The organism is Microbacterium sp. CJ77 (assembly GCF_002911615.1).
Taxonomy (GTDB): Bacteria; Actinomycetota; Actinomycetes; order Actinomycetales; family Microbacteriaceae; genus Microbacterium.
Genome location: NZ_PQBR01000023.1, coordinates 12,165 through 24,479, shown reverse-complemented (window position 1 = coordinate 24,479; position 12,315 = coordinate 12,165). Strand labels below are relative to the sequence as shown.

Below are 12,315 nucleotides of genomic sequence, written 5' to 3'. Positions count from 1 at the left end.
TCACGTGTTACAGCCGTATTGCGCCCGGATCGCCCTCGATCACGTTCTTCTCCGATGCTCAGATGGCCATGGCCGCGCGGACCCCCTCTGCGGCGGAAGCTCCGCCCCTCCCCGTGTTGGATACGAAGCCGCTGGCCAGGACCAGGTACTCGTCGGCAGCCTCCAGGGCGAACCCGATGTGCTGCTCGACGAGCAGGACCGAGAGTCCTTCGCTCGCGAGCTGCATGATCGTGTGCTCGATCTCGGCGACGATCGTGGGCTGGATGCCCTCGGTGGGCTCGTCGAGGATCAGCATCTTCGGCTCGGTGATGAGCGCCCGGGCGATCGCGAGCTGCTGACGCTGGCCGCCCGAGAGCAGCCCGGCTTTGCGCGTGGCGAACTTCTCGAGCGCCGGGAAGCGCGCGAGCTGCTGCTCGATGAGCGCCTTGCCGCGCTTGCGCCCATCGGCCACGAGTTGCAGGTTCTCCATGGTCGTCAGCTGCGTGAACGACTGCTGACCCTGCGGCACGTACGCCATACCGCGTGCGCTCCGCTTGTTGGGGGCGAGCGCGGTGATGTCGGCGCCGTCGAAGATCACCTTGCCGCTGCGCGGCTTGATGAGACCGATCGCGACGCGTAGCAAGGTGGACTTGCCCGCGCCGTTGTGGCCGAGTACCGCGACCGTCTGCGCGCTGGGCAGGGTCACGCCGTGCAGCACGAGTGTCCGGCCGTAGCCGGCCTGGATGTCGTCCATCTCGAGCATGTCAGGCGTCCTCTCCGTAGGGCGTGGTATCCGTCGTCGGGCTCGCCCCGTCGGCCACCGCCATCATTCCCGTCGTCGTCGGAGCGGCCGCGGTGCCGAGATAGACCTCCTGCACCTTCGGATCGGCCTGCACCTGTGCGACGCTGCCCTCCGAGAGCACCTTGCCCTGGTGCAGCACCGTGACGCGCGACGCGTAACGGCGCATGAAGTCCATGTCGTGCTCGACGACGAGCACCGTTCGGCGCTCCGCGATGCGCTCCAGGAGCTCGCCCGTGGCCGTCCGCTCGTCCTGGCTCATGCCGGCGACGGGCTCGTCGAGAAGCAGCGCGCGGGGATCCTGAACCAGCATCATCCCGATCTCCAACCACTGCTTCTGGCCGTGCGAAAGGATGCCGGCGGGCGTCTCGCGCTCGTCGGCGAGCCCCGTCTCTTCCAGCGCCATCTCGATAGCGGGATCGATGCCGCGGCGGGCCCGAAGGAGCGACCACGACGAGCGGTGCAGACCGGCGGCGATGTCGAGGTTCTGCAGGACCGTCAGCTGCTCGAAAACGCTGGCCGTCTGGAAGGTGCGTCCGACGCCGAGCTTGACGATCTTGTTCACGGCCTTGCCCAGGAGTTCCTGGCCGCCGAGCGTGACGGATCCGGTGCCCTTGGACAGGCCCGTGATGGCGTCGATGCAGGTCGTCTTGCCGGCGCCGTTCGGCCCGATAAGGAACCGGACCTCGCCGGGGTGGGCATCGAACGAGACGCCGCCGACGGCGACGAATCCGTCGAACTCGACGCGCAGATCCGTGACGACGAGCGAGCCATCCGTGGGGGTCATTTCTTCACCTCTTCGAGGACGGGCGCCGCGGCCGCGGGCTCGGTGGGTGCGGGGCGCGGGCGCCACACCGCACTCTTCGCCTTTCCCCAGAGCGAGGACAGTCCCATCGGCAGGAAGAGGGTCACCAGGATGAACACCAGGCCGAGGATGTAGATCCAACCGCTCGGCCAGCTCGATCCGAGGCTGGATTGCCCCCAGCCGATCGCCATGGCCCCGAGGGCCGGACCGAACAGCGACGCTCGTCCGCCGAGCGCCACGCCGGCGATCATCAGGATCGACGCGGAAGCGCCGATTTCGGCCGGGGTGATGATGCCGACGATGGGAACGAACATCGCTCCCGCGATACTCGCCATGACGGCGGCGACCACATACGCGACCAGCTTGATGTTGGCGGGGTCGTAGCCGAGGAAGCGGACGCGCTCTTCGGCGTCGCGGGTGGCGATCAGCAGTTCGCCGAAGCGGCTGCGGTTCAGCTGCCACACCACCAGCAGGCACACGATCAGCAGGGCCGCGGCGATCATGAAGACCATCACCTTGTTGGCGGCGTCGTCCAGGACGAAGCCGAAGAAGTAGGTGAAGTCGCTCAGCCCGGTGTCTCCCCCCGTCTCACGGATCGTCGAGCTGATCAGCACGGCCAGGGCGACCGCGAGCGCCTGGGACAGGATCGCGAAGTACGCCCCCTTGATGCGCCGCTTGAACAACGCGTAGCCGAGGATCCCGGCCACGATCACCGGGAGCAGGACGATGGCGAGCAGAGTGAACAGGTCGCTGCGGAACGGCTCCCAGAAGGCGGGAAGGGGTGCGGACGGGTCGTACAGGATCATGAAGACGGGGAGGCTGTCGGGGCCCGCGCTCTCGAGGGTGAGATGCATCGCCATTGCGTAGGCGCCGAGACCGAAGAAGACGCCCTGACCCAGCACCAGCATTCCGCCTCGGCCCCAGGCGAGGCCGATGCCCACTGCCGCGATCGCCCAGCAGCAGTACTTTCCGAGGTTGTTGATCCAGTGCGTCGAGAGCACGGCGGGTGCGACGACCAGCAGCAGGACGGCGAACACGCCGATCCCGATGAGGGGAAGCCACGGTTTGATCTTGGTCATGTCAGCCCCCGGGTGCGGACCGTGAACAGGCCCTGCGGTCGGAATTGCAGGAAGACGACGAGCAGGACGAAGGCGAGCACCTGCGCCATGCTGCCGGTCGTCCAATCGGCGAAGTAGGACAGGGCGATGCCGAACGCCAGCGCGGCGATCACGGTGCCCTTGATCTGGCCGATGCCCCCGGCCACGACGACGAGGAAGGCCGGGATGATGTACTGCGTCCCCATCTGAGAGTTCGTGCCGCCGATGAGCGAGGCGGCAACCCCCGCGACGCCGGCGAGGCCCGAGCCGACGAAGAAGGTCAATCGGTCGATGGCGCGGGTGTGGATGCCGCTGGTCTCAGCGAGGTCGCGGTTCTGCACGGTGGCCCGGATCCGGCGTCCGAAGGCCGAGTACTTCAGCCACGCGGCCAGAGCGGCCAGGCACAGCGCGGCGAGCAGGATCGTGAAGACCTGACGGAGCGGCCAGCCGTAGCCGAACACATCGATCTGCCCGTCGAGCCAGTCGGGGCTTTCGACGGGCACCCCCTGCGCGGGGAAGACCTGCAGCGCGATCTGCTGCAGGATCAGGCTCACACCCACGGTGACGAGGAGGGTGTCGAGGGGGCGTCGGTACATCCACTGGATGATGCCGATCTCGAGCAGGAGTCCGAGCAGCCCCGCGCCGATGAAGGCGAGGGGCAAGGCGACCACGATCGAGAGGTTGATCGAGGTCATGACCAGCTGGGTCAGATAGGCGATGAAGGCGCCCGCCATGATGAACTCGCCGTGCGCCATGTTGATCACCCCCATCTGACCGAAGGTCAGGGTGAGCCCGAGCGCTGCGAGCAGCAGCAGCGCACCGAGCGCGGCGCCGTTCAGGAGCGGCGGTATGAGTGCATCCACGTGCTGTCGCTCTCTCTGTGTGGGAAGTTCGGGGGAGGTTCTGGGGCGTGGGGTCCCGTACCGGTGGCACGGGACCCCACGCTCAGGGGTGGGTCAGCCCGCGGCCGCTACGAGAGCATCGCGGACGTCCTCGGGGAACCAGTCGTATTCCTCGAGGAAGGGGTCCGGTGCGATGGGACCATCCGACGACCAGACGATGTCGAACTGGTTCTCGGCGTTGATCTTTCCGATGTGGCCTTCCTTGGAGATGTGGTGGTTGTCGCCGTCCAGGGTGACGGTGCCCTCGGGCGCGTCGAAGCTGATGCCTCCGGCCGCAGCCGCGGCGTTCACGTCGTCGACCTCGAACGATCCGGCCGCCTCCACGAGCGCCTTGTACAGGTACAGCGAGATGTACGCGGCTTCCATCGGGTCGGAGGTCACTCCACTACTGCCCGGGTAGGCCTTCCAGTCGGCGATGAACTTCTCATTGGCAGGCGACTGGATCGACTGGAAGTAGTTCCAGGATGCGTAGTTGCCCGTGACCTCGTGGCCCATCGACGGCGCCTCTTCTTCGGCGATCGACACCGAGATGATCGGCGTCGTCTCGGGGGTCAGGCCGGCGTCGTAGTAGGCCTTGACGAAGCCGACGTTGGACGAGCCGTTGATCGTGTTGAAGATGAAGTCGGGGTCGGCCGCGACGATCTTGGCGACCTGGGTCGTCCAGTCGTCCTTGTCGAGCGGCACGTACTCCTCGCCGACGATCTCGATGCCGAGCTCGGCCGCGTAGAGCTTGATGATGGCGTTCGCCGTGCGGGGGAAGACGTAGTCCGAGCCGGCGAGGAACAGCGTCTTCACACCCTGCGAGGCGAGGTAGTCCATCGCGGGAAGGATCTGCTGGTTCGTGGTCGCGCCGGTGTAGTAGATGTTGGGCGAAGCCTCGAGACCCTCGTACTGCACGGGGTAGAAGAACAGGCCGTTGTGCTCTTCGACGACAGGTTTGACGGCCTTGCGGGACGACGAGGTCCAGCCGCCGAAGATCGCCGCGACGCAGTCCTGCGTGAGGAGCTTCTCGGTCTTCTCGGCGAAGGTGGGCCAGTCGGTGGCGCCGTCTTCCTGGATGTACTCGATCTGCTTGCCGAGGATTCCGCCGTCGGCGTTGATCTCGTCCGCGGCCATGTGCAGCACGTTCGAGACGGTCTTCTCCGAGATCGCCATGCCGCCCGTGAGGGAGTTCAGGAAGCCGAGTTTGATCGTGTCGCCCGAGGTGTCGATGCAACTCTCGGAGGCGGCGACGGACTCGGATGCCTCCGAGTCTCCCGCTCGTGCGCCGCAACCGGCGAGCACGAGGGCCGCGGCCGCCGCCATGGCCGGAACGGCCAGGAGACGTCGGGCCCGTCGGGTCCGTGTCGTAATCATGTGGATCTCCGTTTCTGTGTGAAGCAGGTTGGTGCGTTCTCGGATGGGTGGTACGTCTGCGGGCACGCCGAATAACGCCGTCGTGCCGCCACGGTCCCGAGGCACGCCGAAGGAAGGCGTGCCGAGGAACGACGGTGCGTGCTGATCGGTGAATCAGGGCGTGGTGCAGGGGTGGACCGGTGGTGCGTGCGTTTCGAGGCCGGATAGTGCGGGCTTCGCGTGCCGGTTTGGGTCGGCCGAGGGTGCTCGCCGACTGCTGCGGTAGCAGTCAGCATGGGACCGTGACATTACTCTGACATTTCTCGATTGTTCCGATCGTGTAAACCGTCGGAAGCTCATCCGGCCAAAACGCCTGTATTTGCAGGGCACATCGGCCCAGCGGGCGTGATTCCGGCCTTTTCTCCGTCGTCTCCGCCATCGCGTTGTGACACACTTCTGACATCGATCCGACGTCGGAGGGACGCGATGCACTTCACGCCAGCCGAGACCGAGAAGCTCCTGCTCTCGGTCGCCGCCATGGTCGCGCGCGACCGGCTCGACCGCGGCATCGCCCTGAACCATCCCGAGACCATGGCGCTGCTCTCGTGCTGGGTCATCGAGGGGGCGCGGGAAGGCCGAGGGGTCGCCGAGCTGATGGACGCCGGGCGGCGCGTCCTGACCCGGGAGCAGGTCATGCCGGGGGTTCCCGAGATGATCGCCGACGTGCAGATCGAGGCGACGTTCCCCGACGGGCGAAAGCTCGTCACCATCCATCACCCCATCGACTGAGTCGACCTCCCGCGAAAGGGGATGCCGTGGCATCCGCATCGAGTGAAGGCCCCGGGGCCTTTCGGATCCGTCCGGGGCAGATCGAGTTGAACGGCGATCGGACGGACGACGAACGCATCCGGTTGGTCTTCGTCAATACCGGCGACCGCCCGATTCAGATCGGTTCGCACCTGCACCTGCCCGACGCGAACGCGGGGCTGCGATTCGATCGGGCGCGAGCGCACGGCTTCCGGCTCGATATTCCGTCGGGCACGTCGCAGAGGTTCGAGCCCGGTGCGTCGCGCGAGCTCGATGCCGTCGCGCTGCGCGGTGCGCGCCGGGTTCCCGGCATCCAGCTCAAGGCCGACGGTGAGGAGATGCTCGATGGTCTGGATTGACCGCGCCCGGTATGCCGCGATCTACGGTCCCACGGTCGGCGACCAGGTGCGTCTCGGCGACACCGATCTGTGGATCGAGATCGAACGCGACCTCACGGCGGGGGGTGAAGAGGCGGTCTTCGGGGGCGGCAAGTCGATTCGCGAGTCGATGGCGCAGGCCACGACGACCAGGGCGGACGGTGCCCTCGACACCGTCATCACGAACGCGATCATCCTCGACTGGTGGGGGATCGTCCGCGCCGACATCGGCATCCGCGAGGGCCGGATCGTCGGCATCGGTCACGCCGGCAACCCGGATATCAGCGATGGGATCGACATGACCATCGGCCCGTCGACGGATGTGATCGCGGGCGAGGGGCGCATCGTCACGGCGGGCGCGATCGACTCGCACGTGCACCTGCTCTCGCCCTCGCAGATCCACGAGGCGCTCGCGACCGGCATCACCACGATCGTGGGTGGCGGGACGGGCCCGTCGGAGGGATCGAAGGCCACGACGGTCACCCCCGGCGCATGGCACCTGCAGGCGATGCACCGCGCCCTGGACCCCCTGCCCGTGAACGTGCTGCTGCTCGGCAAGGGCAACACGGTCTCGGCGGCGGCGCTGAAGGAGCAGGCGCTCGGGGGCGCGGCCGGCTACAAGGTGCACGAGGACTGGGGCTCGACCCCCGCCGCGATCGACGCGTCGCTGCGGGCGGCGGATGACTGGGGTCTGCAGGTCGCGCTCCATTCCGACTCCCTCAACGAGGCCGGCTTCGTCGAGTCGACGATCGCGGCGATGGGCGGGCGCTCCATCCATGCCTTCCACGTCGAGGGCGCCGGCGGGGGCCACGCCCCCGACATCCTGTCGATCGCCGGCCTGCCGAACGTGATCCCGGGCTCGACGAACCCGACGCTGCCGCACACGGTCAACACGGTCGCGGAGCACCTGGACATGCTGATGGTCTGCCACCACCTGAACCCCGCGGTTCCGGAGGATCTGGCCTTCGCCGAGTCGCGCATCCGTGCCACCACGATCGCCGCAGAGGACATCCTGCACGACATGGGGGCGCTCTCGATCACCTCCTCCGACGCGCAGGCGATGGGCCGTATCGGCGAGGTGATCACGCGCACGTGGCAGGTGGCGCACGTGATGAAGCACCATCGCGGACCGCTCGGCGGGGGGATGGCGGCGGACAACGAGCGCGCGCGGCGCTATGTCGCGAAGTACACGGTCAACCCGGCGGTCGCGCACGGTATCGCGTACGACGTGGGCTCGATCGAGGTGGGCCGGATGGCCGACCTGGTCGTGTGGGACCCGAAGTTCTTCGGTGTGCGCCCCGCCGTCGTGGTCAAGGGCGGCTCGATCGCCTGGGCGGCGCTCGGGGATCCGAACGCCTCGATCCCCACGCCGCAGCCGGTCATGATGCGCCCGTCCTTCGGCGACACGATCGGCGCCGATCTGTCGGTGACCTACGTCGCGCCCGCGGCTCTTGAGCAGGGGCTCGCCGAGACCCTGGGGCTGCGCCGACGACTCGCCCCGGTGGAGCCGACCCGGCACATCGGCAAGGCCGACATGAAGAACAACGACCTGCTGCCCGACATCCGCATCGAACCCGACACGTTCGAGATCGCGATCGACGGCGAGCGCGTCGCGCCCGCTCCCGCGGAGTCCCTGCCCCTCGCCCAGCTGTACAACATGTTCTGACGCGGTGACCCGATGAACCCCGCCGCGCAGACGATCACCCTGCTTCTGGCCGACGCCCGCCTGCCATCCGGCGGCCATGCCTTCTCATCCGGCCTCGAGCCGGCCCTGCAGGGTGGACTCGCGCCACGGCAGGTGGCGGCGTTCCTGCGCGCACGAGCCCGGACCACCACCCTGGTCGACGCGGCGGTCGCGGTCGTGGCGCGTCACATCGCGCAGGCGGATGCCCCGTCCTTCGACGCCCTCGAACGCGCATGGGCCGCCCGCACCCCGAGTGCCGCCGCGCGGCACGCCTCCCGCGAGCTCGGTCGAGGGTTCCTGCGGTTGGCTCGCGGGCTCTGGCCGGAGTCGGCGTCGATCGCCGCTGTCGTGAGCATGGCGTCCGGTTCGGGCGTGCCGCGACCGATCGTGCTCGGCGCCGTCGCGGCGCACGCCGAGGTGGACGCCGAGACGCTCGTGCGTCTCGCGGTCTACGACGACATGGCGTGCGCCGTCGCGGCCCTGCTGAAACTCGAACCCGGAGACCCGGTCGAGGGGGCGCGGCTCGTGCTCGACGCGTGCGAGTCCGTCGACCCACTCGTCCCGCACCTCGCGATCATCACCTCGCCCGACGCGATCCCCGCGTCCAGCGCTCCCCAATCCGAGGCGTGGACAGAAGCCCACGCCGCCAGCAACAGGAGGCTCTTCCGTGCCTGATTCCCCCGCATCCGACCGCGCGCTCCGGCTCGGCGTCGCCGGCCCCGTCGGGACCGGCAAGTCGTCGCTCATCGCGACCGTCTGTCGCGCGCTCGCCGACGATCTGCGCCTCGGCGTGATCACGAACGACATCTACACGGACGAGGATGCACGCTTTCTGCGGTCCGCTGGGGTGCTCGATCCCGAACGCATCCGCGCGGTCGAGACGGGTGCGTGCCCGCACACCGCCATCCGCGACGACATCACGACCAACCTGCTCGCCGCGGAAGACCTCGAGCGGGATTTCGCACCGCTCGATGTCGTGCTCATCGAGTCGGGCGGCGACAACCTGACCGCGACGTTCTCGCCCGCGCTCGTCGATGCCCAGATCTTCGTGCTCGACGTGGCCGGGGGTGGTGACGTCGCGCGCAAGGGGGGCCCCGGGATCGGCCGCGCGGACCTGCTCGTGGTCAACAAGACGGACCTCGCGCCGTACGTCGGGGTCGACGTGCCGCGCATGGTGGCGGATGCTTCGGACGCGCGGGAGGGGCGCGCCGTCCTCGCGCTCTCGCGGCACGATCCGGCGTCCGTGGCAGCGCTCCGCGCCTGGGTGCTGAGCATGCTGGCGGATCACCGAGCCGGAACGCACGTCCCGCAGGACCCGGGACCGATGGCGCCGCACTTCCACGCCGACGAGGAGCATCCCGAGGGCGGATTCGTACACGCGCACGAGCACGCGCACGAGCACGCGGGCGTCGGGACGCACACGCACGAGTGATCCCCACACGCATCGCCGTCCGCCAGGGCGACCCGAGGGCCCGGGTCGACCTGACCGTCGGCGCGCTCGCACCGCGGCTGGTCGCGCGGGACGACTCCCGCGCGCACGTCGCGCTCGCCGCGGCGGGCATGATCCTCCTCGGCGGCGACCACGTGCACGTCGAGGTCGTCGTCGGGGCGGGCTGCCTGCTCGAGCTCGAAGACGTCGGCGGAACCATCGCCTATCGGGCGGACGGACGGCCCTCGGCCTGGACCATGTCGGTGCGAGTTGAGGAGGGAGCGACGCTCTTGTGGCGCGGACTCCCGTTCGTGGTGACGGATGGCGCCGAGGTCGAGCGCCGCACGACGCTCGACCTCGCGGCGGGGGCGACCGCCGTCATCCGCGAGACCCTCGTCCTCGGGCGGCACGGCGAGAGCGGCGGGCGATTGCGCTCGGCTTTCACGGCGCGGGATGCCGAAGGTCCGCTGCTGGTCGAGCAGCTCGACCTCGACGGGCTCGCTCCCGAGCCGGGTGTGCTGGGCGAGCACAGGGTGCTCGACGCGGTGATCGCGCTGGGATTCCGGCCGTCGACGACGGCGGACGACCTCGTGCTGGAGCATCACGGTGCGATCGCGCGTCACTTCGGCGCCGAGACGCACACGTCGCGCCTCGACCGGGTGTGGGACGGATGGGCCGAGCGGGCGCGACAGAGAACGGCACCGCACGGCGACGAACCAGCGAACGAAGCCGCGGTCGGAGGGAACTGAAGTGACGTCACTGTCTGAATTCGGCACGCGGACGGTGCCGCGGCGCGGCACGATCGCGGTCATCGCGCTGATCGGGCTGCTGCACGTGCTCGGCTGGGGCGTCCTCCTCCTGATCGTCATCCCGGCTGACATCCCGCTCGGTGGTGGGGGTGGCGCACTCGTGACTCTGGGGGTCGGGCTCACGGCCTATGCGCTCGGAGTACGGCACGCTTTCGACGCCGACCACATCGCAGCGATCGACAACACCACCCGGCGGCTCGCCGAACGGGGGCGCCCGGCGACGACAGTCGGCTTCTGGTTCTCCCTCGGGCACTCCACGATCGTGGTGGTCCTGTGCATCCTGTTGACCCTCGGGATCGCGGCGATCGGCTCCTCGCTGGCAGACGACTCCTCCGCGCTGCGCACCTGGACGGGGATCATCGGCCCCACGGTCTCCGGAGTCTTCCTCCTCGCGATCGCCGCGATCAACGTCGCGTCGCTGCGCCGTCGCGATCAGGTGGGCCACCAGGGGGGCCACCAGGCGGTGGGAGGGCCCGTACTCCGCTTGCTCGGACCTTTCGAGAAAGCGGTCGATCGTCCGTCGCGCATGTACATCGTCGGGTTGCTGTTCGGACTTGGGTTCGACACCGCGACCGAGATCGGGTTGCTTGCTCTCGCCGGCGCCGCCACCCTCGTTGCCGTGCCGTGGTGGGCGGCGCTCACTCTGCCGGTGCTGTTCGCTGCCGGAATGAGTGCTTTCGATACGACGCAGGGTGCAGTCATGCGTCGCGCGTACACTCTGCAGCCCGGCCGTCGCCATATCGGTGCGGCGTACGCGATCGCGATGACCGGACTCTCGGTCGTCGCCGCGGTGCTGATCGCGATCGTCCAGCTGGCGGGCGTCCTCGTCGACAACCTCGGGCTCGGCGGCCCTCTTCCGTGGCTGGCATCGTTCGGCATCGACGACCTCGGGTTCATCTTGACCGGCGTGCTCGTGACGATGTGGGCCGTGGTCCTGGTCCTCGCACGCCGACCGCGGGTGAGCGAGAGCTGAGCCGAGCGCCGAGGTCAGCACCGTCGTGTGGCTGGAAACTGCGGGAAGAGCCGCTTGATCATGGCATCGGCCGCTCTCCCGGGGCGGCCTGTCGACGAAGATTCACCAGCTCGTCGTTGGCAACGGGCTCCCCGTGGTGACGCTGATCACACCCGGTCAGGCCGGTAACTCACCAATGTTCCTGCCGCTGATGGCGCACCTGACCACTGTCTCTACCGCGCTGCCGCCGTGCTCAGCGCCGTCATCGCCTGGACACGGACATTGTCAGACACGCCCTCGTGCTCGTTCCTTTCCAATCGTCATCGCGGTCATGTCGTCGGGCGCGGAGGGCGGCCGTTTCCGGTAACGTCTGGACATGTTCGGCGGCGTGCCGCGGGCGATCCCTGGGCCAGGAGGAGGCGCCGTGGTGACGGCGATAGCGTCGGCGCGTGCGTTGATCAACGCCGGGAACGTCAAGGCCGCCCTCGAGGTGCTCCGCAAAGCTGCAGAGCAGGACCGTCCTCCTTTCGAGACGCGGCGCGCGTTGGCCGAGATCTATCGCGGCCTGAACTCTCCCGATCAGGCCGGTCGGTGGGGGATCGTCCTCGACGGGTGGACGACACCGATAGAACGGGATCGTCTCGCTCGGATGATCGCGGCCAGCGGGCTCTCCGAGCGTTGGACGCGAGCCTTCCTGGCGATACCTCCGGATGTTCCCGATCCTGCAGAGCTCAGGGACGTCCTGATCCTGGTGCCTCTGTATCGCCAGAAGTTCGGTGAACGGGCTACGCGCGAATTCGTTCGACGGGAGAGCGGCGGCGCCGAGCGCTTTCGCGAGGCGTCCCTCGCCGGGTTCGTTCTCTCTGTCGCCATCTGCTTCGTCGGTGTGTTGGTGACCTACTTCATGGTCGTATTCGGGGGCGACGGTGCTCGATATTGGGGCACCGTCCTGGGTGGACTGGCGATGGTTGTCGCGGGAGTCGCCCTCGTCGCTCGTGCGGTCGCTTACGCCATCGAGCGCCGCGCGATACGAGCTCTTCTCGTCGCCGCGGGCGGGTTTGCGCTGTTGTCGGCCGGGGCTTTCGCGCAGTTCGTCCTGGCTGCCATGTGATGGTGCGCTGTGGGTCTCGACCCGGAATGAAGAAACCCCCGTGCGTAGAAGCCACGAGGGTCCCAGTGGCTCCGACGGGCGTCGATCCCGTGACCTCACGATTTTCAGTTGTATGCGGTGGCCCGGTGGGTGCTCGTTGATCTTCGTTTGCTGCGTGATTACGCGGAAGTTGTCATGGTTGGTCGCGGCTAGTTGAGGGTGATCTCAGTGGAACTACCGGCACAGAACC

General features: G+C 68.3%; 13 protein-coding genes and 1 pseudogene. 9 read left to right on the top strand and 5 right to left on the bottom strand.

From position 1 onward, the window contains the following. Positions 1 to 58: 58 nt before the first annotated feature. From C2868_RS12005 to urtA, 5 genes are all read right to left on the bottom strand, one after another. On the bottom strand, positions 59 to 742 hold the full coding sequence (locus C2868_RS12005) for an ATP-binding cassette domain-containing protein (RefSeq protein WP_103663409.1): 684 nt from the start codon (positions 740 to 742) through the stop codon (positions 59 to 61). A gap of 1 nt (position 743) precedes the next feature. Further along, positions 744 to 1,565 (bottom strand): urea ABC transporter ATP-binding protein UrtD, encoded by an 822-nt coding sequence (gene urtD, locus C2868_RS12000; RefSeq protein WP_103663408.1) that lies wholly within the window; start codon positions 1,563 to 1,565, stop codon positions 744 to 746. Further along, positions 1,562 to 2,662: an urea ABC transporter permease subunit UrtC gene (gene urtC / locus C2868_RS11995; protein ID WP_103663407.1), complete on the bottom strand. Its 1,101-nt coding sequence runs from the start codon at positions 2,660 to 2,662 to the stop codon at positions 1,562 to 1,564. The genes urtD and urtC overlap by 4 nt, the downstream gene beginning before the upstream one ends. Continuing rightward, on the bottom strand, positions 2,659 to 3,543 hold the full coding sequence (gene urtB, locus C2868_RS11990; protein ID WP_100812339.1) for an urea ABC transporter permease subunit UrtB: 885 nt from the start codon (positions 3,541 to 3,543) through the stop codon (positions 2,659 to 2,661). The genes urtC and urtB overlap by 4 nt, the downstream gene beginning before the upstream one ends. A gap of 93 nt (positions 3,544 to 3,636) precedes the next feature. Further along, positions 3,637 to 4,938, bottom strand: coding sequence for an urea ABC transporter substrate-binding protein (urtA, locus tag C2868_RS11985; protein WP_100812338.1), 1,302 nt, complete (start codon positions 4,936 to 4,938; stop codon positions 3,637 to 3,639). A 465-nt stretch (positions 4,939 to 5,403) separates the two neighbouring features. On the opposite strand from urtA, the gene C2868_RS11980 reads away from it, so the two are divergent. The 9 genes and pseudogenes from C2868_RS11980 to C2868_RS11940 all read left to right on the top strand — a co-directional run bounded on the left by C2868_RS11980 (position 5,404) and on the right by C2868_RS11940 (position 12,086). Then, on the top strand, positions 5,404 to 5,706 hold the full coding sequence (locus C2868_RS11980; RefSeq protein ID WP_100812337.1) for an urease subunit gamma: 303 nt from the start codon (positions 5,404 to 5,406) through the stop codon (positions 5,704 to 5,706). 26 nt (positions 5,707 to 5,732) lie between these two features. Further along, the gene (ureB, locus tag C2868_RS11975) at positions 5,733 to 6,083 is read left to right on the top strand and encodes an urease subunit beta (protein ID WP_100812336.1); all 351 of its coding nucleotides are present in this window, start codon (positions 5,733 to 5,735) and stop codon (positions 6,081 to 6,083) included. Next, positions 6,070 to 7,767 (top strand): urease subunit alpha, encoded by a 1,698-nt coding sequence (locus C2868_RS11970; RefSeq protein WP_100812335.1) that lies wholly within the window; start codon positions 6,070 to 6,072, stop codon positions 7,765 to 7,767. Before ureB ends, C2868_RS11970 begins: the two co-directional genes overlap by 14 nt. 12 nt (positions 7,768 to 7,779) lie before the next feature. Then, complete coding sequence (locus C2868_RS11965; RefSeq protein ID WP_100812334.1) at positions 7,780 to 8,460, top strand: urease accessory protein UreF; 681 nt, start codon at positions 7,780 to 7,782, stop codon at positions 8,458 to 8,460. Further along, positions 8,453 to 9,217 carry an urease accessory protein UreG gene (gene ureG, locus C2868_RS11960; protein ID WP_100812333.1) on the top strand — a complete coding sequence of 255 codons (765 nt, stop codon included), beginning with the start codon at positions 8,453 to 8,455 and terminating at the stop codon, positions 9,215 to 9,217. The genes C2868_RS11965 and ureG overlap by 8 nt, the downstream gene beginning before the upstream one ends. Next, positions 9,214 to 9,963, top strand: a complete 750-nt coding sequence (locus tag C2868_RS11955; RefSeq protein WP_232711343.1) for an urease accessory protein UreD — start codon at positions 9,214 to 9,216, stop codon at positions 9,961 to 9,963. Before ureG ends, C2868_RS11955 begins: the two co-directional genes overlap by 4 nt. A gap of 1 nt (position 9,964) precedes the next feature. Beyond that, positions 9,965 to 10,996 (top strand): HoxN/HupN/NixA family nickel/cobalt transporter, encoded by a 1,032-nt coding sequence (locus tag C2868_RS11950; protein WP_219811479.1) that lies wholly within the window; start codon positions 9,965 to 9,967, stop codon positions 10,994 to 10,996. 76 nt (positions 10,997 to 11,072) lie between these two features. Further along, positions 11,073 to 11,156, top strand: a pseudogene (locus tag C2868_RS11945) (IS5/IS1182 family transposase); the annotation flags it as partial. A gap of 243 nt (positions 11,157 to 11,399) precedes the next feature. After that, positions 11,400 to 12,086 (top strand): hypothetical protein, encoded by a 687-nt coding sequence (locus tag C2868_RS11940; protein WP_100812332.1) that lies wholly within the window; start codon positions 11,400 to 11,402, stop codon positions 12,084 to 12,086. Positions 12,087 to 12,315: the final 229 nt, after the last annotated feature.